This window comes from Janibacter terrae NBRC 107853 (assembly GCF_001591405.1).
GTDB classification, from domain to species: Bacteria; Actinomycetota; Actinomycetes; order Actinomycetales; family Dermatophilaceae; genus Janibacter; species Janibacter terrae.
The window spans coordinates 436,189-460,817 of the sequence record NZ_BCUV01000006.1; the positions used below are offsets into that span (position 1 = coordinate 436,189).

Sequence of the window (24,629 nt, forward strand, 5' to 3'; positions counted from 1 at the left end):
ACGGCATGACGAAGGGGGCCGGACCCGTGGTCCGACCCCCTTCGTCAGTGCGACGTTCGGGACATCACTTCTTGGTGAGCTCCCAGTCGCCACGGGCCTCGACGACGAGGTACTTCGTGCCCTCCTGGACCGTCGTGGTGCCCTCGTACGCGTCGTACTCGGAGATCAGGCGGTCCGGGTAGTCCTCGGCGCCGACGGCCTGGACGCGGAAGGTGCCGAGGAAGGAGTCCTTGTCCTCGGTGTACTTCGCGCCGAGGTCGGCCTTCTTGCCGTCCCACGTGAAGATGGCCGAGCCGTTGCCCTTCTGCGAGGTGCCGAAGGCCGGCGCCTTGCTGATGCGCGAGAACTTCACGGTCCAGTCGCCCTCGGTGTCGAACTCGAGCTTCGAGGTCGAGGAGCTGTAGTTGGTGAGGTTGTAGGCGAAGATGCCCTTCTTGGCGTCGCTCGCGGTCACGAGGTACTCGGCGCTCTTGCCCTGGCCGTCGACACCCTTGACCGTCAGCGTCTGGTACTTGTCACCGGTGTAGGTGAACTCGACGAGGCCGGCACCGTCACCCGGGGGGACGGCGATGTAGCCCTTGCCGCTGCCCTTGTACTTCTGCTCCCACTCGGCGGCCTTGCCCTTCTGGCCGATGACGTCCTTGCCCGGGCCGTCGTCCGTGGTCGGCGACGAGGTGGTCGGGTCGGACGTGGTGGTGTCCGTCGTGGTCGGGCTGTCGGTGCTCGTCGAAGGGTCCGTCGGCTGCGTCGAGGTCGGCGTCGTCGGGGTGGCGACGGGCTCGTCGTCGCCACCGCTGACGAGCTTGATGCCGAGGAATCCGAGGGCTCCGATGAGCAGCAGGCCGACGACACCGAGACCGATGATCAGCGGGAGCTTGCTCTTGCCCGAGCCGCCGGGCTGACCGGTGGCGTAGGGCGCCTGGCCGTAGCCCTGCTGCGGCTGCTGGCCGTAGCCCTGCTGCCCGTACGGGTTGGACTGGTCGTAGCCGGGCTGCTGCCCGTAGCCCTGCTGCCCGTAGCCCTGCTGGCCGTACCCCTGCTGCCCGTAGGCACCCGACTGGTCGTAGCCACCCTGCTGGCCGTACGCGCTCGACTGGTCGTACGACGAGGCGCCGTAGCCGGTGCTGTCGGTGGAGATGGCCTCCGTCTCCGGGGCGCGGTCGGAGCTGGGGCGCACGCGCGTCGCGTCGTCGACCTCACTCGTGGTGCCCGCGTGGTCCTGTCGCGTCCCGGTGCCCGAGGAGTCCGGGCCGGGCTGGCCCACGCCAAAGCCCTCCGGGGTCCCCTGCCGGTGCTCGGTCCATCCGTTGCCGTCCCAGTAGCGGATCTGTCCCTGGTTGTCAGGGTCCTGGTACCAACCGGCAGCCCAGTTGCTCATGACAGGCCTCCCCGTATCTCTTGTGGTGTCTGGTGGTGCACGTGTGCACGGTGTCGCGGGTCAGACTACCTGCGGATTCGTCGCCTCCGGCATGGGGAGGACTCCCCATGCCTGCGCGTGTCGCTCAGCCCGGGGACAGCGCCCGGACGACCTCCTCACCGGCGTGCGCGATGGCCCCCGGGTCGCCGACCACGACCAGCCGGTCGGTGGCGCGGGAGAGCCCGACGTACAGCCGCTCGCGGAACCGCTGCGTGCTCCCGTCCTCGTTGACGCAGAGCACGACGGCGCGACGTTCCATCCCCTTCGCCCCGAGGACGTGCCCGTAGAACACGTCATCGGCCTCCCAGAAGGTCCGCCAGTAGCCCGGCTGCCCGAGCTCGTCCTGGCGTTCGACCTGCACGGGGTGGCGCCGACCGGTGGTGAGCAGCGCGACGTGGCCCGGTGTCCACCCTTCGTCCAGGAGGAGGTCGACCTGGTCGTCGGCGACGTCGAGCGCGTCGTGGGGCGACGTCGCGACGAAGGCGACGTCCGGGCCGTCGCCGCCCTCCAGCCGCATCTTCATCGGGGTGAGCGTGCGGAAGACCTCGGCGATCTGCTTGGTGTTGCGCAGGTTGTGGTCGAGGACGAGGGGCACGAGCGGGACCGGCGGCCGGCCGAAGCGCTTGAAGAGGCGTTGGTTCTCGTCGGAGTAGATGAACAGGCCGCCCTCCTGCTCGTCGGTGAGCGCGCCGAGGAGCGGTCGCCACCACGACTCGGCGAAGTCCTGCGCCTCGTCGACGACGAAGCTGTCGTAGCGCTCCCCCGGCGGCAGCTCGGCGGCGCGCTCGGCCATGAGCAGCGGCATCTCCTCCTCCCAGAAGCGCGGGTCGTCGCGGGCGCCCGAGGGCACGCCCCAGCGGTTGCCGAGCTCCTCGAAGGTCCCGACGAAGGCGGGACGGTGGCGGTGCGGCCACGTCGCGGTCTCCCGCTTGAGGTGCGTCGCGAGGCCGATCGAGTAGCACAGCAGCGCGACCCGCTCGGGCGCCTGGCCGCTGCGTCCGGCGGAGAGCTGGCGCGCCTGGGTGAGGGCGAGGACGGTCTTGCCGCTGCCCGCGCCACCGCGGATCTCGACGCGGCGCAGCAGCCGGGTGACGCCGAGGACGAGACCCTGCTCCTGGGTGAGCCGGTCGGCGCGGGCCTGCCGCTCGTCGGCCTCGTCGACGACGCTCGGGACGGCGTCGGTGCCGCGCGCGGTGAGGATGTCGACGATGACGTCGCAGTCGTCCTCGGTCGGGATCCGCCGGTGGGTGTCGAACCCGAGCGGGATGTCGGCGATGCGCTGGGCGAGGTCGGCCATGTCCTCCCGGTCGTGGACCATCCAGCGCGGGCAGTCGGGCAGGTCGAAGTCCAGGCCGAGACCGACGAAGGGAGTCACGACCGCGTGCGCGAAACGCACCTTGCCGCGGGAGGAGTCGGCCCACCGCCGGTCGGACTCGACGTACTGCCGGATCGCGTACCGCGCGTCCCGCACCTGCGCGACGGGGTCGATCGGCACCCGCTTGCCGTGCCGCTTGATCGTCCACTGCCCGTCGGCGATCCGCACCCCGCTGCCCTTGACCTCGACGACGACCACGCCCACGTCGGGCATGACGAGGACGATGTCGGCCTCGTGGTCCTTGCGGGTGTCGGTCAGGCGGTAGTTGGCGATGACGGTGTCCTGCGGACGAAGGGAGTCGCGCAGCCGCTCCCACACCGCACGTTCGGAGTCGTTGACGAACCGCGGGTCCCCCGGGATCAGGCGTGGCATGGGCTCACCGTATCCATCTCACGCAGGCGGCAGGCGCGCGGCGAGGACCGCCCGCGTCGCCTCGACGTCGAGGGCGACCGGCCCGTCGCGTTGGAGCAGCTTGGTCAATCGCCGCGGCCACAGGACGTGGACGCCGCGGGTGGTGAAGGAGCCCCCGACGAGCGGCCAGTCGGCGTCGACGAAGCACATCGCCCCGGTCACGGGGATCTGGTCGGTGATGCCGCGCACGACGTCGATCTGCCTGAGCAGTCCGTCGACGAGCCTGGTGCGGCTGCGCCGCCCGACGAGGAGGGTGTCGACGCGGGGACGCAGGATCCCCCCTTCGATCTTGAGCTGCGGGCGGCCGGTGTACTTCTTGGCGTCGATCACCCAGATGCCGCTGGGCGTGATCGCGAGGTGGTCGATGTTGGCGCGGCTGCCAGGGATGCGGCGGTCGTGGAGCACCGCGAGCGACGGTGACGCCAACCGGTGGAGGCGGGCGCCGAGCCGCTCCTCGCCGACGGCTCCGGTAGCCCACGCCCTGGTGCTCTGCTTCTCGTCCGACAGGGCGACGGCGACATGGCCGAGACGTCCCCACTTCTGCCGCAGACGCTGCTCGTCCTGGGCCCTGCGCCGCTCGTACTCGCGGCGCGCGGAGGCACCGGCGCGGGATGTGGGCTCGGGGGGCCCTGTCGTCTCGGGCACCGGTGTGCCATCCATCTGCATCTCCTGCGACTCCCCTCGCACGTGGCTGCTTGCCGTCAAGGTAGCGGGTCGCGGCGCCTCTGGGGGCCAGGGGGATCAGAAGGGCGGTGCCATGACCAGGTCTTCTGCGAGGTCATGACTCTTCGCCCCCTCTGCGGTGGGCGAGCTCGCCTCCCCTTCGGCCTCGGCGTGCACCCACATCGTGGGGAAGGTGTCGGCGGAGACCCCGCTCGGGCTGATCCACTCGGTGCGGCCGTCCGGGTGGAGGGTGTGCGTCCACCGGGCGGAGTGCTTGAGGCGGTGATGGTGCCGGCAGAGGCCGGAGAGGTTGCTCGGGGACGAGGTGCCCTCGGGGTACGGGAGGGCGTGGTCGAGGTCCGCGTTGCCCACCGGGCGCCCGCCCAGCACCCGGCGGTTGCATGCCCACATGCGGCAGGTGCCGTCGCGGGCACCGACGAACTCCCGCATGGAGTCGGGGACGACGTACCGCGGGTTGCTGGTCTCGACGAGCACTCCGGTGCGGGCGTCGATCAGGGCACGGGAGACCCTCGTCTCGACGTTGCTGACGATCGCCGCCACCGCGTCCGCGGGGATGAAGCCGACGCCCGGGATCTCGCAGCCGCTGATCCACGACTGCTGCCCACCGGGACCCAGGGTCGTGGGCACCTGCGAGGTGACCGCATTGCCGGCCCACTCCTCGGGGATGACGTCGACGGCGTCCGCGCCCTCTCCCGTGACGAAGCGGCCGGCCCGGGACGTCGGGCCGTGCAGGTCCTGCCCGACGGCGCTCCCTCCTTCGCCCCCTCCGAAGGGGGCGAAGGTCAGCCGGGACGCTGCGGACGTGATGATCGGGATGCCCAGGCGGACGTTGGCGACGACGTCGACGCCGCGGAGGGCGAGGTCGGCGAGACCGTGGGCGCGGGATGCCCCGACGGTCATCCCGGGATCGAGCTCACGCCGACGTGCGGCCGCCTGCTCGATCGCTTCCTTGAGCACGACGGCCAGCTCGGTGGGGAGGGTCGCGTACATGTCGGCACACCCCACAGGGCCGGGGCTGAAGCGGACGTCGAGCGCTTCGCGACGGTTGCGGGCGGCGCGCTCGTCCAGGAGCTCGGGCTCGACGCGCTCGAGGATCCGGCGGGTGGCCTTGCGCAGCTCACGGTGGTCGAACTCGATGATGCGTCGCGTGCCGGGCTTGCCGCGAAGGGAGCCGAGCAGGTGCTCGATGACCGCCGCGACAGCCTCGGGGCACGCGTCGCGCGTCTCCTTCGCGACGATGGCCATCGCGTTTGTCGTGATCTCGCCGGCGGCGACGAGGTCGGCGATGGGGCGCAGATCGGTCAGGGCCCGGGCGCCGAGGTCGCACCGGCGGTCGGTCTCGTGGAGGCTGTCGCGCGTCACCAGTGCTACCGCTTCCGCGGCGAACTCCGCTACGCGGCCGGACGGGAGGTGGACCGGTCTGAAGATGCCGTCCGGCCCTCGCTCCTCCCCCCAGCGCACGGCATGCCCGATGACCGCGAGCTCGAGCGCGTCGGCCGCGCGTCTGAGTCGTTCGGTCGCGGTGAGCACCGCTGTGAGCGTGGGCTCGTCGGCACGGCCGCCTCGCTTGGTCACCCCCGTCCGCACATGTCCCAGTCTCGTGAAGGACTCCCCCAACATGGCCAGCTCGTCGTCGAACATGTGTCCATGATTTCAGGGAGGTGTGACAACGTTCGGTTACGAAAGGGGCCCAAAGCCCACGTTGTCGGGGGCGCCTGCTTGAATGTGCAACATCGCCGGGGAGGTTCCCGCCGGGAACCGGCGCAGCAATGTTGCCACGCAATGAATCGGGGAAGACTTGGCAGCGGACGAAGTGGTCACGCCTGAGCCTCAGCTCATGGAATCGATGCGCGCAGTGGGGTACACGTTGGAAGCGGCGATCGCCGACTTGGTGGACAACTCGATCACTGCAGGAGCACAGCGGGTTGACCTGCATTTCGCGAGCGAGCCCAGCGACTACGTAGCTCTCTTGGATGACGGCGTAGGCATGTCCGAGGACGGCGCTCGAGAAGCGATGCGATTGGCCGGTAAGAGCTCGACGGCTGCCAGAGATGCCCACGACCTGGGACGATTCGGCCTCGGGCTCAAGACCGCCTCCTTGTCCCAGTGTCGCGATCTGGTGCTCGTGTCCAAGGACGAGGCCGCAACCGTCACTGCGTTCCGTTGGGACTTGGACCATCTCGCCTCAGTCGGAACATGGGCACTCATTCGGTTGGACGCCACTGAGATCGAAGGGCTCCCCCACTTCGCTGAACTCAGAGAACGCGCGTCCGGCACCTTGGTCCTGTGGCGCAACCTGGACCAGTTGCGCGCTCAGGTAGACGAGGGGGCCAAAGGACTGGACTCGGCCTTTGTCGGGGTGAAGCAGCACTTGGCCTTGGTCTTCCACAGATTTCTGGCTGGTGAGCACGGATCGCCGTTCACCATAACCATCAATCACGTCGAACTCGACCAGATCGACCCGTTCCTGTCGGACCACCGCGCGACTCAACCCGGGCCACCTGAGGCCTTCGAGGTAGAGGGGCAAACCATCCGCGTACAAGCCTTCACGCTCCCCATGATCTCCAAGATGTCCGTCAAGGACCGAGAGCGTGCCCAGGTAGCGGGACGACTCCGCGACAGCCAAGGCTTTTACATCTACCGGGCCATGCGCCTGGTGATTTGGGGAACATGGTTCCGGATCCTGCCCCGGGAGGACTTGGGCAAGCTCGCCCGCGTTCGGGTGGACGTCCCCAACACCCTCGACCACTTGTGGGCTCTAGACATCAAGAAGTCCGCAGCTCAACCGCCCCCCGTCGTGCGCAACCGTTTGCGTCGCATCGCTGAACGCATCGTCCAACCCAGCAAGCGGGTGCACCTGTACCGCGGGAGACCAGAGCCTTCAGAGGACCGAGTCACGCACGCGTGGCGACTCATCAGCCACGGAGAAGACTTCCGCTATGAGATCAATCGTGATCACCCGCTCCTCAATTCACTCGCTGAGCGCTTGGAGCCCTCTGATGAACGAGCCCTATCCGCCCTGCTGCGGCTCATCGAGGATTCCTTCCCGAGCCAGGACCTCTTCAACAGACTGGGGCAGGACCACCTCGAAAAGGTTCCGTCCGTCGATTACGCGTACCTCCGCGGCATGGCAGTCGAGCTCTGGGAGACCTATCGGCTCCGGAAGAACGACGTTGATTCTTTCGTGGGCGTCATGTCTGGTATCGAACCATTTAACGGCGTCGAAGATGCCCACAACATCTTGAGAGAGGCGGCTGAACGAAAGTGACCAACGAGGCAGGTCTGGAAAGACTGGACAAGATCGTGAGCTCGCTGCTGGGAGACTCATTGCATACCGAAGCACAACTGCGCGAGTGCATCGAGGAGTACAGACCGATCGCCGCCCCCAGCGCTACGGACCACGCAGTCGAGAAGCTCGTCAAGGAGCTGACCAACAAGCTTCTCATCGTCCACGACCTTGGCGACGTCATCACGAGCAAGGACTTCCGGTCCTGGCTGCCGCAGCGAAAGCACTCGATCGAATGGCATCGCTGGAAGGTGTACAAGCAGTGGATGCTCAACCAAGGCCGTCCGCCGAAGGTCATGGACACCATGGACCAGCTCACGGACACGGTCCTCGACCTCGTCGGCGACCCGACCAAGACTGGTGTGTGGGCGAGACGAGGACTGGTGATCGGTGACGTCCAGTCTGGGAAGACTGCCACTTACCTTGGCCTGTTCAACAAGGCGGCAGACGCTGGCTTCCGCCTCATCATCGTGCTCGCGGGCAACACGGAGTCGCTCCGTCAGCAGACCCAGTCTCGAGTCGACGAGGGCTTCATTGGTCGCGACTCGGGCACGCTGAAGCCGAAGATCGGCGTCTCTGCCGTTCCCACCAAACAGATCGGAGTGGGAGCTCTCGACAAGACGATCCCGGTCGCGCAGGGCATGACCACGGTCTTCCAGGACTTCCGCAAGTCGAGCCAGCAGGCCAGCAACATCTCCGTCGACCAGCACTCCTCGAGTACCTACGTCTTCGTGCTGAAAAAGAACAAGAGCGTTCTCAAAGCGTTGCAGGACTGGCTGCAGCAACAGGCCACTGCCCAAGGCATGATCGACATCCCAGTGCTCGTACTGGATGACGAATCGGATTACGCATCCGTGAACACAAATGATGAAAACAACCCCACCGCCATAAATCAAGGGATCCGGTCGATCCTCGACACGTTCACGCGCAGTTCTTACCTCGCCTTCACGGCGACGCCCTTCGCCAACATCTTCATCAACCACGAGAACACCGAAGATCTCTTTCCCCGGGACTTCGTGTACAGCCTCGAGGCACCTTCCAACTACGTCGGCGCCGAGCGGGTCTTTGGGCCCGCCTCCGGCCCTGCAAACACCATGCACACCATGGACTTATCCGACGCCAGCACCTTCTTTCCTCCGAAGCACAAGTCCGATCTCGTGGTCGTCGGACTGCCTGAGAGCCTGCGGCGCGCGATTCGAGTGTTCATGCTGTCCAACGCCATCCGCGACCTGAGGGGGGACAGTTCCGGTCGCTCCATGCTGATCAACGTCTCCCGCTTCAAGAGCGTCCAACGCCAGGTGTTCGACATGATCGACGCCTACTCGATCGAACTGCGCCAGACGATTGAGATGCACAGTGTCGCCTTTTCGAAGGGCACGCCCAACGACGTGCTCAGCGAAATCGAGGAGACCTTCGAAGACGTCTACCAGGATGCCGGCGTCACGTGGGCCCAAGTGTTGGGGCAGCTTCATCGCGCAACGGCCGACGTCAGGGTGGAACTACACAACTCCGACCGGGACAAGCGGCTCGCGGAGGAAGAAGCCCTTTGGGACCGCCCACCCAGGCTCATCGCCGTGGGTGGTGACGTCCTGAGTCGTGGGCTCACTCTAGAAGGCCTCACGGTTAGCTACTTCTACCGGAGCGTCGGCGCCTTTGACACCCTGATGCAGATGGCTCGTTGGTTCGGGTACCGGGATGGCTACGAGGACCTGTGCCGCATCTGGATCGACGACGAAGTCGCCGCCGACTACCGCTTTGTTGACGAGGCCGTGCGGGAACTGCGCGAGGACCTCACCGTCATGAAGCAGCAGAAGCGCACGCCCGAGGATTTCGGTCTGGCCATCCAGAAACATCCCGGGACACTCCTCGTCACCGCCCGCAACAAGATGAAGGCCACCGCCCAACTCCAGAAGTCAGTGTCGTTGTCCGGCCGCCGTATCGAGAGCACCAAGCTTCCCACATCGATCGACGTTCTTCACACCAACTTGGCAGCGTTCCACCAGCTCTTGGACAACCTCGGCCAACCGGACGGGCACGAGCTCCGTCGCCACCGGCGCTGGAAGGAGGTCCGGAAGGACGTTGTCGCCGACTTCTTGGATGCGTTCAGGGCCGATGAGAGCGACCCCATATGGTCGCACGCGTCGGGGCCCGGCCCCCAGCCATCGCAGTTGGGTCTTTTTGCCCGGCAGTCCAAGAGCCCCGCATACCAGACTTGGGATGTGGTTTTGATGAGCGGCAAGAAGGGAGCCGAGGAGGGCACACACGGTGATTTCACCTTCACGAAGGTGACCCGTGCCGTCACCGTAACGAACACCCGTCGCCTGATCGTCTCCGGGTCCAGCAGCAGGCTGGCCGGGCCCACCGACCTCACGCACCTGCTCACGCCGGATGAGCGAAAAGCCGCCGAGGACGAGTGGCTCAGCCACCAAGCCGAACCTCCACAGCAGATTCCGGAGAAGGCCTACTACCCGGCGCTTACCCGCCCCGCTCTCCTGCTCTACCCACTGGCTGCGGAGCCCACTCTCAGCGAGCACTTCAGCAGCGACAACGACCGCGCAGCTGCCGACGCCCTCAAGGACCACTTGCTGCACTCGGTAACGGTTGCGGCAAAGATCGCTTTCCCGGGAACGCCCGTGGACACGTCAAACCCCAGTGGCGACGTCGAATACGTCATCAACTCCGTTGCGCAGCAGAACTGGATGACCGAGATCGGGGTGGACGATGACGTCGACGACTGAGACCGTGGCCGACTGGCGGGGCTTGGTCGAGCAGCGCTCTCCCGCACAACGCTATTTCGACCCGGATCATCCCTTGGACCTGCTTTACGGATCTGACCCGGCGGGAAAGCCTGTGTTCGTCATGATCACCACTAGCAAGCCTCACGACTCGCCGGTCTCCCGCGACATTACCTTGAGCTTGACACAGCGCAGCGACGGTCGTTGGGCGACGTCCTTGCGCTTGGAGGATGTCACTCTCTTTGCTGCTTTCAGCCGGCTGTGTCTCGACCTGGTGGCCAGGTCTGGCGCCGAGAAGTCCGAGGAGTCTGCGGTCAAATCAGTCTTCCGCACCCTGGACGAGTGGAAGCTCATGCTCCGTCGCTACACGGCTCGTCAACTGTCGCTCCAAGAGCTTCGGGGCCTCGTCGCCGAGCTCTGGTTCGGTTTCAAGGCTCTTTCCGACACGCATGGCCCGGAGGATGTGGCTCGAGCTTGGACGGGACCGTTGAGAGCGCCACAGGACTTCACATTTCTCGATGGCGACCTCTGCGAAATCAAGGCACGACGTCCCTCTGCCTCAACCGTGGGGGTCGCTTCTGTCGAGCAGCTTGACCCGGGAGACAAGCGCCTCGTGTTGGCGATCGTGACTCTTGACGACTGTGACGCTGACGCGCCGGGAGCGTTCACACTCATCGACTTGCTGATCGAAATCCGCACGCTGGAGGGGTTGTCCTTCGAGGGACGATCCCGCATCGACAACCTGTTGCTTTCCCTCGGACTTGACGAGTCCAACTCGTTCTATGCGGAGACATTCTTCTCGGTCATCGGCTTCCAAGAGCTGCTAGTCGACAACTCCTTCCCTAGCATCCAGACCAAGACCGTGGACCGTCTGCCGGTCTCGAACGTTCGGTACGACCTCGCGATCGACGCCCTCAAGCGTTGGCAGCTCCGTGAGGTGATCCTTCAAGACCAAGGTGGCAGTGATGGTTGATTTTCGGCAGGACCTCCTGAACTCCGTCAGGATGCGAGCTGACGTCGACAGTGACTTCACGCTGACCGCTTTCGTCAGCGAGGCCTCTGAGCGGCTTGCGGACGCAGAAGTGATCGAGAATCTGGTACCGGCCCACTTCGACGGAGTGGGTGGCAACAGGAAGCGCCTGCGGGTAGATGGGTACGACTTGGGCGACTCCGACGACTCAATCGCCTTGGCTGTAGCACTCTTCAGCGATGAGGACGAGATCAGCAATGTGACAGCAACGGAGGTTGCCAAGGCGCTCGGCGCTCTCGAAGGCTTCTTGCACGACGCGGTGAACGGGACATTCGAGGTTGATCGAGAGCCGAGCGACCCGGCGGTGCAGCTTGCCGTTGACCTGCGGCACCGCGGCCAGAGCGTGACGAGGTACCGTCTCTATCTCCTCAGCGACTCCCCTCTCAGCGCCAGCGTGAAGCACTTGCCATCCTCTGAACTCAATGGCGTTCCGATCGATTACCACGTCTGGGACATCAACCGCTTCGAACAGCTCCAAACCTCGAGCCAGGGCCGAGAAGAGCTTCAGATCTCATTGGCCGAGTGGCTGCCCGACGGTCTGCCTGCCCTGCGCATCGAAGGTGGCTCCGGCTTTGAAACCTACTTGGCCGCCGTGCCCGGCTCGATCTTGGCCGACCTCTACGCGCGACACGGAAGCAGGCTCCTAGAAAGCAACGTGCGCGCTTTCCTGCAGGGGCGCGGGAAAGTCAACAAAGGGATCAAGACGACGATTCTGTCCGAACCCGACATGTTCTTGGCGTACAACAACGGTGTGACAGCCACGGCTACGGGCGTCCAGCGCGACGCGGCGGGGCACATTGTGGCCATCACTGACCTGCAGATTGTGAACGGTGGCCAGACGACCGCCTCGCTCTTCTACGTGCGGCGGGACTCGTCTCCGAAGCCTGACGTATCAAATGTTCACGTCCAGATGAAACTCGTCGTGGTGGACGAGGAGCGGGCCAAGGAGCTCGTGCCCTCCATCTCCCGCTACGCGAACAGCCAGAACAAGGTGAGTGAGGCTGACTTCTTCTCGAACAGCCCGTTCCACGTGAGGCTTGAGACTCTCTCGCGCCGCCTGTTGGCCCCTGCAAGGCCGGGCGTCCACTTCCAAACCCGCTGGTTCTACGAGCGCACGCGAGGTCAGTACCAGAGCGAGAAGTCCAAACTCACCCCGAGTGAGCAGAAGAAGTTCGAGGCATCGCACCCACGCAACCAGGTGATCACCAAAACAGAAGCGGCCAAGTACGAGGTTTCTTGGGGACAGCAACCACACATGGTCAGCGCTGGCGCACAGAAGAATTTCGTTGCGTTCGCTGAATCCGTAGCCACCAAGTGGGAGTCCTCGGACGCCGAATTCAACGAGGCCTACTTCAAGGGGTTGGTCGCAAAGGCTATCGTCTTCCACGCCGTACGTGCACGGGTAGCCAAGGCCGATTGGTATCAGAGCGGTTACTTGGCAAACATCGTGACGTACGCCATGGCCAAGGTGGCACACGAGATCTCCCGCCAAGCGCCCAGCGCGCGCATGAACTTTGACCAGATCTGGCGAGACCAGTCGGTCTCCGAGCCAGTCTTGGCAACATTCATAGAGGCGGGGCAGCTGGCCTTTAGGGCCCTGACCGCGGAGCGTCGTCCTGTCCAGAACGTCACCGAGTGGGCAAAGCGGAAAGCCTGCTGGGACGTGGTGCGTGCCATGCCACTATCACTTCCGTCAGAGTTCATCGACACACTCATCTCCGCGGCGGAAGTGAGAGACGTGGCCAGGTCCGCTAGGCAAACCCAGAAGATCGACAACTCCATCCACGTCCAGGCGGCAGTTTTCGAGATTCCACCTGCCACATGGGAAGAAGTACGTTCATTTGGGATCGAGTCGAAGATCGTGAGCCCCACCGATGTAGGCATCCTCGACCTCGTCACCGGCAGGAAGTCCGGCTTCCCCTCTGAGCGTCAGAGCGCGAGGCTGCTCTCCGTTCTGCAGAAAGCAAAGGAGCACGGGTTCGTCGGAGTCGATTGAACGTCGGGAAGGAGGTGGTGACATTTCGGTCGAAGAGCCGCCCCGTGAGCAGCCCGTAGCCTCATTGAGCGCTCGGTTCGCTGCCCAGCGCCGCTCGGAAACGAAGCCAGAGGTGGAGCTCAGACGCGAGCTTCACCGTCGCGGCTTCCGGTACCGGGTTCAATTCAGGGTCGACGGTCTACCGCGTCGGCGTGTGGACATCGCCTTCCCTCGCCGTCGAGTCGCTGTGTTCGTCGACGGCTGCTTCTGGCACGGCTGTCCCGAGCACTGCGTCACCCCGAAGGCCAATAGGGAATGGTGGTTGTGGAAGTTCGACACCAATGCGAAACGTGATGCCGACACCGACCATCGGTTGACCGACCTCGGTTGGCGTGTTGTGCGAATTTGGGAACACGTGCCCGCGGAGCAGGCCGCGGATGCGGTCGCCGAAGTGTTGGCTGAGCTGCTCCCCATCGGATCAGACGAGACCGACGCCACAGGACACCTCTCACCTCCATGAGCGCGATGAAGTCTGACACCGTCACGCTGGATGCCGTTACTGCGCACGGACCCCGGACGTCGATTCGGTATCCGAAACCACGTGTGCGTGCTCGCCGCCAAGAGATCTGCGGCGGAGAGCTCCTTCGCGTTGTTGCTGACAACGCGCTCACAGCCGTGTTTGATCACCCGACAGGAGTTGCAGATTCCGATCGTGAGCTGGATGGACGCGCGCGGGGCTGAGTCAACTGGCCACGAGTTCCTCGGACGCGCCCCGAGCACGCCACTGGACGCCGCTCGCCATCGCCTGCTGCAGGACGATCTCGATCTGGCGCGCGACCGCGCTGGCAACCTTGGGCACCACCGCATTGCCGAACTGGCGGTAGGCCTGCGTGTCGGAGACGACGATGTCGAGGCGCTCCATCGGAAAGCCCATGAGACGTCCCGCCTCCAGCGGCGTCAGCCGCCGAGGATTTCGTCCCTGGGCCTGCCGGATGAGGATCTCGGAACCATCCTTGTAGTACCTCGCGGATAGGGTGCGGCTCACTCCGTCGAGTTTCGGAAGGCCATAGCCAAATCCGTTCCCCTTGGCCTTGTGCTTCAACGCGTAGTTCTGCAGGTATTCCCACAACTTGTTGCTCAGGGTGTACCTGGGGTCAACGTCACGTTCGAGGACGTCGCGGAGTCTATGGCCTCCTGGGCCAGTCGGATACTCAAAGGGAACTCCTTGCGGGAACCCAGGCTTGAAGATCTCCTGACGGAAGCACACGATGAAGATCCGCTCACGGTGCTGCGGGACCCAACCTGCGGCGTCGACGATCTGGTGGTGGACCTCATAGCCGAGTTCCTCGAGGGTCTCTTGGATGACGCGCCACGTCCTGCCGCGGTCATGTGACGTGAGATTCTTTACGTTTTCCAGCAGCAGGACGGACGGCCGCTTGGCCCGCACGACGTCGGCCAGAGCCAAGAACAGATTGCCCTGCTTCACGTCCGCGAAGCCGTGGGCCCTGCCCAAGGAGATCTTCTTGGAGACGCCTGCGATCGAAAAGGGCTGGCAGGGGAACCCTGCCGCGAGGATGTCGTGATCCGGGATCGACGCAGGATCGATCTGCGTGATGTCCCCCGCCGGACGCTCACCATGCCACGCCTCATAGGTCTGCTGAGCGAACTTGTCCCACTCGGACGAGAAGACGCACTCCCCACCGATCGACTCGAGGCCGATGCGGAGGCCACCGATGCCCGCGAAGAGGTCGATGAACTCGAAGGCGGGAGGATCTTGCTCTGTCATCTCTGGCTTCCTGTCTCACCGATCCGGACGTCACCTGAATGGGTGGCCGTGATCAACAAACTTGGCACCGCCTTTGGCATCACACCAGGACCCACACCGAAGACGGCTTGAAATGTGGAAATCTCTGGTGGCACCGAGGGTGTGTGGAGGAGGGGCCGACCGGAACGGCCAGCCCCTCCCCCTTCGTCTCTAACTCAGATCAGCTGCACCCGCTGGTCGAGCCACACCCTTCGCAGACGTAGCACGAGCCGGCGGGGCGCATCTTGGTCCCGCAGGTCATGCACATCGGGGCGTCCGCGGTCTTGCCCTGGAACTTCTCCAGGAGCTCGGCCGAGGAGTGGATCGTCGCGTCGACCTGGCGGGCCGAGGCGGCACCGGCGCCGGACTGGTCGGTGACCTCCACCTCTTCCTTGGCGGCCGGCTTGGCCTCCTTGGCCTCGGTGGTGGGGACGCCCTGGGAGTAGCTGTCGTCGTCGTAGCTCTCGTCGTCCGAGGACGGGGCCTCGTACGAGCCGGTCTCGAGCTGACGGGCACGCTCCTCCGCGGTGTGGATCCCCATGAAGGACCGGGTGTCGAAGTCCAGGTAGTCCAGCGCGAGGCGACGGAAGACGTAGTCCATGATCGACTGCGCCATCCGCACGTCCGGGTCGTCCGTCATGCCGGCCGGCTCGAAGCGCAGGTTGGTGAACTTCTCGACGTAGGTCTCGAGCGGCACACCGTGCTGCAGCGCGATGGAGATCGCGATCGAGAAGGCGTCCATGAGGCCGGCCAGGGTCGAGCCCTGCTTGCCGAACTTCAGGAAGATCTCGCCCAGCTCACCGTCGTCGTACGTGCCGGAGGTCAGGTACCCCTCGGCCCCACCGACGGCGAAGCTCGTCGTCTGCGAGGTGCGGCGCTTGGGCAGGCGGCGGCGCAGCGGGCGGTACTCGACGACCTTCTCCACCGGCGCGGCGGCAGCGGCGTCGGCTGAGGCCTTAGCGTCCTTGGCGGTCGAGCCACCGTCGGAGAGCGGCTGACCGACCTTGCAGTTGTCGCGGTAGACCGCGAGCGCCTTGAGGCCGAGCTTCCAGCCCTGCATGTAGACGTCCTCGATCTCCTCGACCGTGGCCGTCTCCGGCAGGTTGACCGTCTTGGAGATGGCACCGGAGAGGAAGGGCTGGACCGCGGCCATCATCCGCACGTGACCCATCGGGGCGATGGCGCGCGCACCCATGGCGGTGTCGAAGATCTCGTAGTGCTCGAGCTTGAGGCCGGGAGCGTCGATGACGTGCCCCTTGTCGGCGATGAACTCGACGATCGCCTCGATGGTCTCCTCGGTGTAGCCGAGCTTCTTCAGCGCGCGCGGGATCGTCAGGTTGACGATCTGCATCGAGCCGCCGCCGACGAGCTTCTTGAACTTCACGAGCGAGAAGTCGGGCTCGATGCCGGTGGTGTCGCAGTCCATCATGAAGCCGATGGTCCCGGTCGGGGCGAGCACCGACGCCTGGGCGTTGCGGTAGCCGTTCTTCTCGCCGACCTTGACGACCGCGTCCCACGCCTTGGTGGCGTAGGCGTGGATGTCCTTGTCCATCGTGTGCAGCGTGCGGATCTGGTCGTTGGCCGCCTGGTGCTTGCGCATGACGCGCTTGTGGGCGTCCGCGTTGCGGGCGTAGCCGTTGTACGGGCCGACGATCCCGGCGAGCTCCGCCGAGCGCTTGTAGGACGCACCGGTGAGCAGCGAGGTGATCGCGCCGGCGAGCGCACGGCCACCGTCGGAGTCGTAGCCGTGGCCGGTCGCCATGAGCAGCGCGCCGAGGTTGGCGTAGCCGATGCCCAGCTGGCGGTAGTCACGGGTCGTCTCGCCGATCGACTCGGTCGGGAAGTCCGCGAAGCAGATGGAGATGTCCATCGCGGTGATGACGAGCTCGGCGACCGCCTGGAAGCGAGCCGCGTCGAAGGTGTCGTCGTCCTTGAGGAACTTCAGCAGGTTGAGCGAGGCGAGGTTGCACGAGGAGTTGTCGAGCGACATGTACTCGCTGCACGGGTTGGAGGCGGTGATGCGACCGGTCTCGGGGTTGGTGTGCCAGTCGTTGATCGTGCCGTCGTACTGGATGCCCGGGTCGGCGCACTCCCACGCGGCCTGGGCGATCTTGCCCATGAGCTCGCGGGCGTCGACGGTCTCGATGACCGAGCCGTCCATGCGGGAGGTCAGACCGAAGTCCGTGCCCTCCTCGACGGCGCGCATGAACTCGTCGGTGACGCGCACCGAGTTGTTGGCGTTCTGGTACTGCACGGAGGTGATGTCGGCACCGCCGAGGTCCATGTCGAAGCCGGCGTCGCGCAGCGCGCGGATCTTGTGCTCCTCGCGCGCCTTGGTCTCGACGAACTCCTCGATGTCCGGGTGGTCGACGTCCAGGACGACCATCTTCGCCGCGCGACGGGTGGCGCCACCGGACTTGATGGTGCCCGCGGAGGCGTCGGCACCGCGCATGAAGGAGACCGGGCCGGAGGCGGTGCCACCGGAGGAGAGCAGCTCCTTCGAGGAGCGGATGCGGGAGAGGTTCAGGCCGGCACCGGAGCCGCCCTTGAAGATGAAGCCCTCCTCCTTGTACCAGTTGAGGATCGAGTCCATCGAGTCGTCGACCGAGAGGATGAAGCAGGCACTGACCTGCTGCGGGCTCTTGGTGCCGACGTTGAACCACACGGGCGAGTTGAAGCTGAAGATCTGGTGCAGGAGCGCGTAGGTCAGCTCGTGCTCGAAGACCTCCGCGTCGGCGTCGGTCGCGAAGTAACCGTGGTCCTTCCCCGCCTTGACGTAGGTGAGCACGACCCGGTCGATGAGCTGCTTGAGCCCGGCCTCACGCTCGGGCGAGCCGACGGCGCCGCGGAAGTACTTCGTCGTGACGATCGTGGAGGCGTTCACCGACCAGAAGTCGGGGAACTCGACCCCGCGCTGCTCGAAGATCGTCTCGCCGGTCTTCCAGTTCTGCTGGACGACGTCGCGCTTCTCCCACGTGACCTCGTCATAGGGGTGGACGCCCTCGGTCGTGTGGATGCGGTTGATCGTCAGGCCCTTGGTGCGGGACCCGCGACGGGCGCTGGGCTTGCCGGCGGTCTCGGTCATGCTCTCTCTCCTGGTCCGTGTGGTGACGGCTGTGCTGCTCGGGTGGTGCGAGTGGGTTCGTGCTGGGTCAGGTGGCCGCGGTGTGCTCGCGGCGAAGGGCGGTGATGGCCGCCTCGAAGTCGTCCAGGGAGTCGAAGGACTGGTAGACGGACGCAAAACGTAGGTAGGCGACCTCGTCGAGCTCGCGCAGCGGCGGGAGGATCGCCATGCCCACCTCGTGCGCGTCGATCTCGGCGCTGCCCTGCGCCCGGATGCTCTCCTCGACGCGCTGGGCGAGGAGGGCGAGCTGGTCCTCGGTGACCGGTCGGCCCTGGCAGGCCTTGCGGACACCGGCCAGGACCTTGGCCCGGCTGAAGGGCTCGGCCGCACCAGACCGCTTGGTCACCGTGAGGCTCGCGCTCTCGAGGGTGGTGAAGCGGCGGCTGCACTCCGGGCACTGGCGGCGACGCCGGATGGCGCTGCCGTCGTCCGTGGTGCGGCTGTCGATGACGCGGGAGTCGGTGTGGCGGCAGAACGGGCAGTGCACGTCGGACTCCCTTCGTCGTGGCCGAAAGAACGGCTGGTCTGTGGATGGTGCGGTGGATGGCGTGGGGACGAACCCCGGATTTCTGTGGAGAACCGACCTCATCCTGTGCACTAGATGTGGACGAATGACAACGGTGTAACCACTAGATGTAGTGACCATTAGACGCCCCCGGAGCGCGTGACGCAAGTCCTGATCCACACCCGTCGACGAACGGCACGAGGGCCACCTCCACGTGCTGCGGAGGTGGCCCTCGGCCGGCCCGGACCCGGGTCGATGGGTCCGGGAGATCAGGTGCGACTCAGGGGGTCGGGATGGTCAGCGTCTGCCCCGCGTGCACGTACGAGGTCGACAGCCCGTTGGCCACCTGGAGGCGGGCGACGCCCTGCTGGACCGGCAGCTCGGGCAGCTCTGCGGCGGCGATCTGACCGAGGGTCTGCCCCGACCGGACGGTGACCTGCTCGGGCTGGGTCGCGGGCCCACCGAAGGCCATCGCGGCACCGGCGACGCTCGCGACCAGGAGCATCGAGGTCGTGACGGCCAGCCGACCGCGGCGGGTCATGCGCAGCCGGGTGGCGGGGTGGGCGAGGGCTGCATCGCCCGTCGGCACCGAGACGAGATGACGCGAGCGCGCCGGGCGCGCGCCGCGAAGGGGGGCGGGGGCGGCGGTGAGAGCGGTCATGCGGTCCTCCTGGCGGTGGCGGTTCTCTCGAACCGGTGTTCGATAGAACGTCTGTACGATGTCTAGCACGGGTGTTCGAAGAAAATCAAGGACACGCTCGAACAGATGTTTGAAATACCTGTTCGATCGGCCTACTGTCGTCGACACGGAGTAGTTGACCAGCGACCACCGACAACGGTGCCTCGCGGACACGGACGAAGGGTCGATCGATGAGCGGACAGGGCGAGGACACGGGCGAGGGCAACATCCACCAGCTCCCCGAGCGCGACACCGGGGACGGGTTGACCGCGCGGCAGCGCAAGGTCCTCGAGGTCATCCGCAATGCCGTCGCGACCCGCGGCTACCCGCCGAGCCTGCGCGAGATCGGCGAGCTCGTCGGCCTCACCTCCCCCAGCTCCGTCGCCCACCAGCTCTCCTCCCTCGAGCGCAAGGGCTACCTGCGCCGCGACCCCAACCGCCCGCGGGCCATCGAGGTCATCTCCCCCGACGGCCACGACGCCCCGGCGGGCGAGGTCACCGACCTGGCCTCCATGCGGGGCGGCGCCGACCACGGCGATGCCGTCGTCGACCCGACCGGCTCCGGCGACGCGCGTCCCGAGGCCAGCTACGTCCCCGTCCTCGGCCAGATCGCCGCCGGTGTCCCGATCACCGCCGAGGAGGTCGTCGACGACGTCTTCCCCCTGCCCAAGCAGATCGTCGGCGAGGGCTCCCTGTTCCTGCTCAAGGTCGTCGGCGACTCGATGATCGACGCCGCGATCTGCGACGGCGACTGGGTCGTCGTGCGCCAGCAGCCGCAGGCGGACAACGGCGACATCGTCGCGGCCATGCTCGACAACGAAGCGACAGTCAAGACCTTCAAGCGCAAGGACGGCCACGTGTGGCTGCTCCCCCACAACCCCGCCTTCGACCCGATCGACGGCGACCACGCGACGATCCTCGGCAAGGTCACCGCGGTGCTGCGCCGCCTGTGACCGACAGCTCGAGGACCGCGTCGACGAGGGAGCGAAGGGAGTCCCGCAGCTCCCCGTCCACGCGGTGGTCGACGAGGTCGTCCCCCCGCGTGGGTCCGCGGGTGATCAGCGAGACCGGGATCCCGCGCTTGGCCGCGTGCCGCACGAACCGCAGCCCCGACATCACCTGCAGCGAGCTGCCCAGCACGAGCAGGCTCGGCGCGGCGTCGACGAGGTCGTAGCAGCGCTGCACGAGCGGCTTGGCGACCGATCCGCCGAAGAAGACGACGTCGGGCTTGAGCGTGTCGGCGCCGCACTCCTCGCAGCACGGGGCGACGAAACGGCCGACGTCGACCGACTCCAGCCGCACGTCGCCGTCGGGTCGGATCTCGTCGCTGTCGGCGTCGAAGCCGGGGTTGGCGGCGGCCATCCGCGCATCGAGGACCTGCCGGTCCACCCGTGTGCCGCAGGTCAGGCAGACCGCTTCGACGAGGTTGCCGTGCAGCTCGACGACGTCGCGGGTGTCGGCCGCCTGGTGCAGGCCGTCGACGTTCTGCGTGATGACGGGGCCGGCCGCCCCGATCTGCTGCAGCCGGGTGACCAGGTGGTGGGCGTCGTTGGGGCGCGCCGCGTGGAACCGCCGCCAGCCGACATAGCTGCGGGCCCAGTACCGCTGGCGCGCCTCGCTGCTCCCGACGAACTCGGAGTAGTGCATGGGCGACACCCGCCGCGTGCCGTCCGGCCCGCGGTAGTCCGGGATGCCGGAGTCGGTCGACATGCCGGCGCCGGTGAGCACGAGGGCCGGACCGGCCGACAGCACCCGGGCGATGTCCTCGATCACCGCACCAGTATGAGGTGCTCGGCGCCCTCGGGTGAGCGGGAGCGGCACCGGCCGAGCCGGACGACCTACCATGGCCCCATGATCGACGCCGCCGGGCTCCGCGTGATGCGGGCCATCGCCGAGGAGGGCAGCTTCACCGCCGCCGCCCTCGCTCTCGGCTACTCGCAGCCGGCGGTCTCCCAGATGGTCAAGCGCCTCGAGCAACGGACCGGGACCGTCCTCGTGGAGAAGGTCGGCCGCTCCGTGCGGCTCACCGAGGCCGGTGCGGTGCTCGCGCGCCACGCGACGCCGGTCCTCGCGGCGCTCGACGCCGCCGAGGAGGAGGTCGCCGCGATCGCCGGGCTGCGCTCCGGCCGGGTGCGGCTCATGGCCTTCCCCTCGTCGTCGGTCACCCTCGTCCCCCGCGCGCTGGCCGCGGTGCGGGCCGAGCACCCGGACCTGTCGGTGCAGTTCGCCGAGGCCGAGCCGCCCGAGTCGATCGCCGCGCTGCGCGCCGGCGACGTCGACCTCGCGGTGGCCTTCAGCTACGAGGGCAGCGACCTGGCCCGGGGCGAGGACCCCGAGGGCTTCGTCGTGCACCCCCTCATCGACGAGGAGGTCCGGGTCGCTCTCCCCCGCGACCACCCGCTGGCCGTGAAGGAGACGGTCTCGATGACCGATCTCACCGATGAGGACTGGATCGCCGGCTGCGCGCGCTGCCGGGGCCACCTGCTGAAGATCGCGCACGACGCGGGGTTCGCGCCCAAGGTGGCCTTCGAGACCGAGGACTACGTCGCTGTCCAGGGCTTCGTCGCCGCGGGTCTGGGTGTCGCGCTCATCCCCGACCTCATCCGCGCGGCGACGTCCAACGACGACGTCGTCATCCGCCCGCTCGACCCGAAGAGCCGACGCCGGATCCACGTCGTGACGACCGAGGACCTGCTGAAGGTCCCCGCGGTCGCGACGACCCTCGAGGCGCTCGTCGCCTCGGCCGCCGCGGCCACGCCCTCGGCCGTCAGCTGACCGGCACCGCCCACTCCCGCCAGTCGGTGAGCAGCGCCTCCGGCCGGTCGGAGGCCATGATCACCACCCCCGGGTAGTCCTGGAGGATCCCCCGCAGCATCTCCCGGCCCTGCGGACCCAGGTCGTCGTCGACGTGCTCGAGCAGGAGCAGTGCCGGCGTGCCGATGGTCGCGCGGGCGACCCACAGTCGAGCGATCTCCTGGCGCGTGAGCGGTTCACCGCCACGGCGAAGGGGGGTCCGCTCACCTTCCGGCAGGCTCGCCACCCGGTCGGCCAGGCCGACGGCTGCCAGGGCCGCGCTGCCCTCCCCTTCGTCCAGGTCGGGCCGGCGGTAGCGCACGGCGCGGGAGACGCTCCCCCGCTCGAGGCGGCCACCGACGGGTGCGTAGCCGACGCGCCGACGGCGGCTCCTGGGGCCGGTGTGCGCCAGGTCCTTGCCGTCGACGCACACCGAGACGCAGCCGTCGCGACCCGGCAGCGCGAGCGCGGTGAAGACCTCGCGGGCGTGCCAGGGCGCGCCGCCGCGCAGGACGATGCGCTCCCCCGGCTCGGCGAGCAGTCCGGGCATCGCGACGCCGTCGACGGTCAGGCCGCGCACGACGACCCGACCACCGCTGGAGACGTCCGGGTCGAAGACGGGCGCCGGGCGGGCGTCGACGGGCTCCAGGAGCAGGGGCGCGACGATCCGGCGAGCGGCCTTGTGGTTCTGCCGGTACTCGACGATGCGGCCGGCGTCGGCGACCGGGCCGGCGAGGATGCCGACGATCGTCAGGGCGACGGCGACCGAGGCGGCGGAGACGACGCCGAAGGCGCCGAGGGTCGCCGCGCCGGCCGACCCGGCGAGCGGGGCGACGAGGGCGCAGGCGCGCAGCAGGCCGGAGGTGCGGGCCCGATGCACCGCCGCGTCGACGACCCGGGAGCCCGAGGTGTCGATCGCGCGCAGCTCCCGCTCGACACCGCCGGCGGCGGCGATGCCGGGGGCGGCGGTGACGGTGTCGGCGACGCGGGCCGCGAGCGAGCCGCGTCGGCGCCGCAGGACCCGCGCCCGCTCGAAGGCCGAGCCCGAGACGCGGGCCAGCACCAGGCCGAGCACCACGAGCGGCACGGCGACGACGAGTGCGAGCTGCCAGCCGAGCGTCGCGAGCGCGAGGACCGAGCCGAGCACGAGCGGCCCGAGCGCGACGAGCGGGGCGATCCCGAGTGAGACCCAGTTGCGCACGCTCGCGAGGTCGTTGGTCGAGCGGGCGATCGTGATGCCGAGGGAGGGCGCCTCGGCGGAGGTCATCGCGTGCTGGACGAGACCGCGCCGGATCTGCTGGACGTAGTCCTGGCCGAGGCGCTCGGCGACGACCCGCTCGACGTAGCGCGTGACGCCGAGGCCCACGACGGTGACCACGAGGACCCCGAGATCGGCGAGCACCGCGCTCGGGGGCTGGCCGACGTCGCCGAGGAGCACGCCGACGAGCAGCCCCGCCGCGATGGCGCAGGCAGTGTGGGCGACCGCCGTCGCGACGAGCAGCGCCATGAGCAACCGGCGGCTGCCCCGCAGCAGCGCGGGCATGGGTGGGACGGCCTGCGCCTCGTGCTGCTCCGTGTCCTCGGGCGACGCGGTGCGGCTCATGATGCCTGCGCGCGGACCGACCGGTCCCGGAGGAGACCCAGGGCCACCTCCGGCTCACGCAGCTCGAAGGTGCCGATGACCGGCACGGAGAGGACCTCGCTCGCCTCGCGCGTCGCGAGCGGCGAGGAGGTGACCACGCCGGAGACGGCAGCGGTCGGGGCACCCGCCGCGTCGAGGACCTGCAGGCCCGCGACGGCGCCGAGCGCGTCCTGGGACGCGAAGACGACCCGGTCGACGCGCGCGTGGAACTCGGGGTCCTCGAGCAGGCGGCGGGTCTCCTCCTGGTAGACGCCGTCGGCGACCTCGATGATGACGACGTCGGGCGCGGTGGCGGCGAGCTCGTCGACCATGTCGACGAAGATCTCGCGGATGCGCTCGTGCCCGAGGCGGTAGGTCGCGGGGTGGCCGAAGTCGGTGAAGTCCAGGACCGTCGTCGCACCGGCGTCCCGGAAGTGGTTGGGGTCGTTGCCCGCGCCGGTGCCGGTGGACTTGCCCGCGGCGACGCGCAGACCGGCATTGGTCAGGCCGTTGACGATCGAGCCGAGGACCGTGGACTTGCCGGAGTTCATCGAGGAGCCGAAGACGGCGACGACCGGCACCTTGCTCGTGCTCGTGCTCGTGCTGCCGGTCGTCGCGGTCGACCCCAGCGGGGCGAAGCGGTCGAGGGTCACGCGCCCGGCGTGGTCGGCGAGCAGGCCGATCGGCTCGATGCGGGTCGCCCCGTCGATGCTCGCGTGCATCTCGACGACCCTCGAGGCGAGGCCTCCGCCGGCGACGAGGTCCGCGGGGGCGAGCGAGGACGGCACGTGGGCGAGGAACTGGTCCGGGGCGTAGCGGTCGCCGTAGGCGACGAGGACCTCCTGGCCGGGGAAGAGCAGCTGGCGCCGCGAGACGGGGCTCTCCAGCCGGGTGTGCTTGCCGATCTCGGTGACCCGGGCGAGGACCACGTCGCCGGCGCGCGGCGCGACGTCCGCGCCGTACTGGAGGTGGTAGCCGTCGGCGGAGGACTCGATCGCCGCGGCGACGAAGCGCGTCGTGTAGGCCTTGAGCGCGCGACGCAGCCGGACCGGGTCGAGGGTCGCCGTGTGGTGACCGGGCCGGAGGGCCAGGGTCACCTCGTCGGGGGCCCTCGTCCCGGTGGTGGTCAGGTCGGTCGCGGTCAGGGCGGTGGGGGCGGTCTGGGTCATCGTCATCGTCGTCATGCCCAG

General features: G+C 67.5%; 18 protein-coding genes. 7 read left to right on the forward strand and 11 right to left on the reverse strand.

What is annotated here, in order from left to right:
* Window positions 1-64: 64 nt before the first annotated feature.
* The 4 genes from JT1_RS07310 to JT1_RS07325 form a co-directional block, all read right to left on the reverse strand.
* Window positions 65-1,378 (reverse strand): DUF2510 domain-containing protein, encoded by a 1,314-nt coding sequence (locus JT1_RS07310; protein ID WP_068324981.1) that lies wholly within the window; start codon window positions 1,376-1,378, stop codon window positions 65-67.
* Window positions 1,379-1,502: 124 nt separating this feature from the next.
* Window positions 1,503-3,164 (reverse strand): NERD domain-containing protein, encoded by a 1,662-nt coding sequence (locus JT1_RS07315; protein WP_068324982.1) that lies wholly within the window; start codon window positions 3,162-3,164, stop codon window positions 1,503-1,505.
* 18 nt (window positions 3,165-3,182) lie between these two features.
* On the reverse strand, window positions 3,183-3,863 hold the full coding sequence (locus JT1_RS07320; RefSeq protein WP_068324983.1) for a nuclease-related domain-containing protein: 681 nt from the start codon (window positions 3,861-3,863) through the stop codon (window positions 3,183-3,185).
* Between the two features lie 81 nt (window positions 3,864-3,944).
* The gene (locus JT1_RS07325) at window positions 3,945-5,528 is read right to left on the reverse strand and encodes an HNH endonuclease signature motif containing protein (RefSeq protein ID WP_068324984.1); all 1,584 of its coding nucleotides are present in this window, start codon (window positions 5,526-5,528) and stop codon (window positions 3,945-3,947) included.
* Window positions 5,529-5,724: 196 nt separating this feature from the next.
* On the opposite strand from JT1_RS07325, the gene JT1_RS07330 reads away from it, so the two are divergent.
* The 5 genes from JT1_RS07330 (at window position 5,725) to JT1_RS17765 (ending at window position 13,433) form a co-directional block, all read left to right on the forward strand.
* Window positions 5,725-7,155: an ATP-binding protein gene (locus tag JT1_RS07330; RefSeq protein WP_169701902.1), complete on the forward strand. Its 1,431-nt coding sequence runs from the start codon at window positions 5,725-5,727 to the stop codon at window positions 7,153-7,155.
* Window positions 7,152-9,911, forward strand: coding sequence for a Z1 domain-containing protein (locus JT1_RS07335; protein WP_068324986.1), 2,760 nt, complete (start codon window positions 7,152-7,154; stop codon window positions 9,909-9,911). The genes JT1_RS07330 and JT1_RS07335 overlap by 4 nt, the downstream gene beginning before the upstream one ends.
* Window positions 9,912-9,915: 4 nt before the next feature.
* Window positions 9,916-10,881, forward strand: a complete 966-nt coding sequence (locus tag JT1_RS07340; RefSeq protein WP_169701903.1) for a PD-(D/E)XK motif protein — start codon at window positions 9,916-9,918, stop codon at window positions 10,879-10,881.
* Window positions 10,874-12,934, forward strand: coding sequence for an AIPR family protein (locus JT1_RS07345; RefSeq protein WP_068324988.1), 2,061 nt, complete (start codon window positions 10,874-10,876; stop codon window positions 12,932-12,934). Before JT1_RS07340 ends, JT1_RS07345 begins: the two co-directional genes overlap by 8 nt.
* 64 nt (window positions 12,935-12,998) lie before the next feature.
* A complete protein-coding gene (locus JT1_RS17765; protein WP_082807534.1) occupies window positions 12,999-13,433 on the forward strand; it encodes a very short patch repair endonuclease in 435 nt (144 codons plus the stop codon).
* A 222-nt stretch (window positions 13,434-13,655) separates the two neighbouring features.
* Here the strand turns inward: JT1_RS17765 and dcm are convergent, their stop codons facing one another.
* The 4 genes from dcm to JT1_RS07365 all read right to left on the reverse strand — a co-directional run bounded on the left by dcm (window position 13,656) and on the right by JT1_RS07365 (window position 19,007).
* Entirely contained in the window at window positions 13,656-14,699 is a 1,044-nt protein-coding gene (dcm, locus tag JT1_RS07350) for a DNA (cytosine-5-)-methyltransferase (protein WP_068324989.1), read from the reverse strand.
* A gap of 199 nt (window positions 14,700-14,898) precedes the next feature.
* Window positions 14,899-17,802 carry a vitamin B12-dependent ribonucleotide reductase gene (locus JT1_RS07355; protein WP_068324990.1) on the reverse strand — a complete coding sequence of 968 codons (2,904 nt, stop codon included), beginning with the start codon at window positions 17,800-17,802 and terminating at the stop codon, window positions 14,899-14,901.
* A 67-nt stretch (window positions 17,803-17,869) separates the two neighbouring features.
* Window positions 17,870-18,328 carry a transcriptional regulator NrdR gene (nrdR, locus tag JT1_RS07360; RefSeq protein WP_068324991.1) on the reverse strand — a complete coding sequence of 153 codons (459 nt, stop codon included), beginning with the start codon at window positions 18,326-18,328 and terminating at the stop codon, window positions 17,870-17,872.
* 298 nt (window positions 18,329-18,626) lie between these two features.
* Window positions 18,627-19,007 (reverse strand): LysM peptidoglycan-binding domain-containing protein, encoded by a 381-nt coding sequence (locus tag JT1_RS07365; protein WP_068324992.1) that lies wholly within the window; start codon window positions 19,005-19,007, stop codon window positions 18,627-18,629.
* A 209-nt stretch (window positions 19,008-19,216) separates the two neighbouring features.
* Between JT1_RS07365 and lexA the strand changes: the two genes are divergently transcribed.
* Window positions 19,217-19,978 carry a transcriptional repressor LexA gene (gene lexA / locus JT1_RS07370; protein WP_068324993.1) on the forward strand — a complete coding sequence of 254 codons (762 nt, stop codon included), beginning with the start codon at window positions 19,217-19,219 and terminating at the stop codon, window positions 19,976-19,978.
* On the opposite strand, the gene JT1_RS07375 is transcribed toward lexA, so the two are convergent.
* A complete protein-coding gene (locus tag JT1_RS07375; protein ID WP_068324994.1) occupies window positions 19,953-20,798 on the reverse strand; it encodes a Sir2 family NAD-dependent protein deacetylase in 846 nt (281 codons plus the stop codon). The genes lexA and JT1_RS07375 overlap by 26 nt on opposite strands.
* Before the next feature lie 78 nt (window positions 20,799-20,876).
* On the opposite strand from JT1_RS07375, the gene JT1_RS07380 reads away from it, so the two are divergent.
* Window positions 20,877-21,800, forward strand: a complete 924-nt coding sequence (locus JT1_RS07380) for a LysR family transcriptional regulator (RefSeq protein WP_068324995.1) — start codon at window positions 20,877-20,879, stop codon at window positions 21,798-21,800.
* Here JT1_RS07380 and JT1_RS07385 read toward each other — a convergent pair.
* Entirely contained in the window at window positions 21,793-23,421 is a 1,629-nt protein-coding gene (locus tag JT1_RS07385) for an ABC transporter transmembrane domain-containing protein (RefSeq protein WP_068324996.1), read from the reverse strand. The two genes, JT1_RS07380 and JT1_RS07385, sit on opposite strands and share 8 nt — an antisense overlap.
* The gene (locus JT1_RS07390; protein WP_255218284.1) at window positions 23,418-24,623 is read right to left on the reverse strand and encodes a DUF1611 domain-containing protein; all 1,206 of its coding nucleotides are present in this window, start codon (window positions 24,621-24,623) and stop codon (window positions 23,418-23,420) included. The genes JT1_RS07385 and JT1_RS07390 overlap by 4 nt, the downstream gene beginning before the upstream one ends.
* Window positions 24,624-24,629 lie beyond the last annotated feature (6 nt).

Excerpts from the sequence above, each read along its gene's own strand:
- JT1_RS07380 (WP_068324995.1), top strand. The coding sequence starts at position 20,877 with ATGATCGACGCCGCCGGGCTCCGCGTGATGCGGGCCATCGCCGAGGAG.
- JT1_RS07345 (WP_068324988.1), top strand. The coding sequence starts at position 10,874 with ATGGTTGATTTTCGGCAGGACCTCCTGAACTCCGTCAGGATGCGAGCT.
- JT1_RS07315 (WP_068324982.1), bottom strand. The coding sequence starts at position 3,164 with ATGCCACGCCTGATCCCGGGGGACCCGCGGTTCGTCAACGACTCCGAA.
- JT1_RS07390 (WP_255218284.1), bottom strand. The coding sequence starts at position 24,623 with ATGACGACGATGACGATGACCCAGACCGCCCCCACCGCCCTGACCGCG.
- JT1_RS07325 (WP_068324984.1), bottom strand. The coding sequence starts at position 5,528 with ATGTTCGACGACGAGCTGGCCATGTTGGGGGAGTCCTTCACGAGACTG.
- JT1_RS07330 (WP_169701902.1), top strand. The coding sequence starts at position 5,725 with ATGGAATCGATGCGCGCAGTGGGGTACACGTTGGAAGCGGCGATCGCC.
- JT1_RS07355 (WP_068324990.1), bottom strand. The coding sequence starts at position 17,802 with ATGACCGAGACCGCCGGCAAGCCCAGCGCCCGTCGCGGGTCCCGCACC.
- JT1_RS07310 (WP_068324981.1), bottom strand. The coding sequence starts at position 1,378 with ATGAGCAACTGGGCTGCCGGTTGGTACCAGGACCCTGACAACCAGGGA.
- lexA (WP_068324993.1), top strand. The coding sequence starts at position 19,217 with ATGAGCGGACAGGGCGAGGACACGGGCGAGGGCAACATCCACCAGCTC.
- JT1_RS07320 (WP_068324983.1), bottom strand. The coding sequence starts at position 3,863 with ATGGATGGCACACCGGTGCCCGAGACGACAGGGCCCCCCGAGCCCACA.
- JT1_RS07385 (WP_068324996.1), bottom strand. The coding sequence starts at position 23,421 with ATGAGCCGCACCGCGTCGCCCGAGGACACGGAGCAGCACGAGGCGCAG.
- JT1_RS07365 (WP_068324992.1), bottom strand. The coding sequence starts at position 19,007 with ATGACCGCTCTCACCGCCGCCCCCGCCCCCCTTCGCGGCGCGCGCCCG.
- dcm (WP_068324989.1), bottom strand. The coding sequence starts at position 14,699 with ATGACAGAGCAAGATCCTCCCGCCTTCGAGTTCATCGACCTCTTCGCG.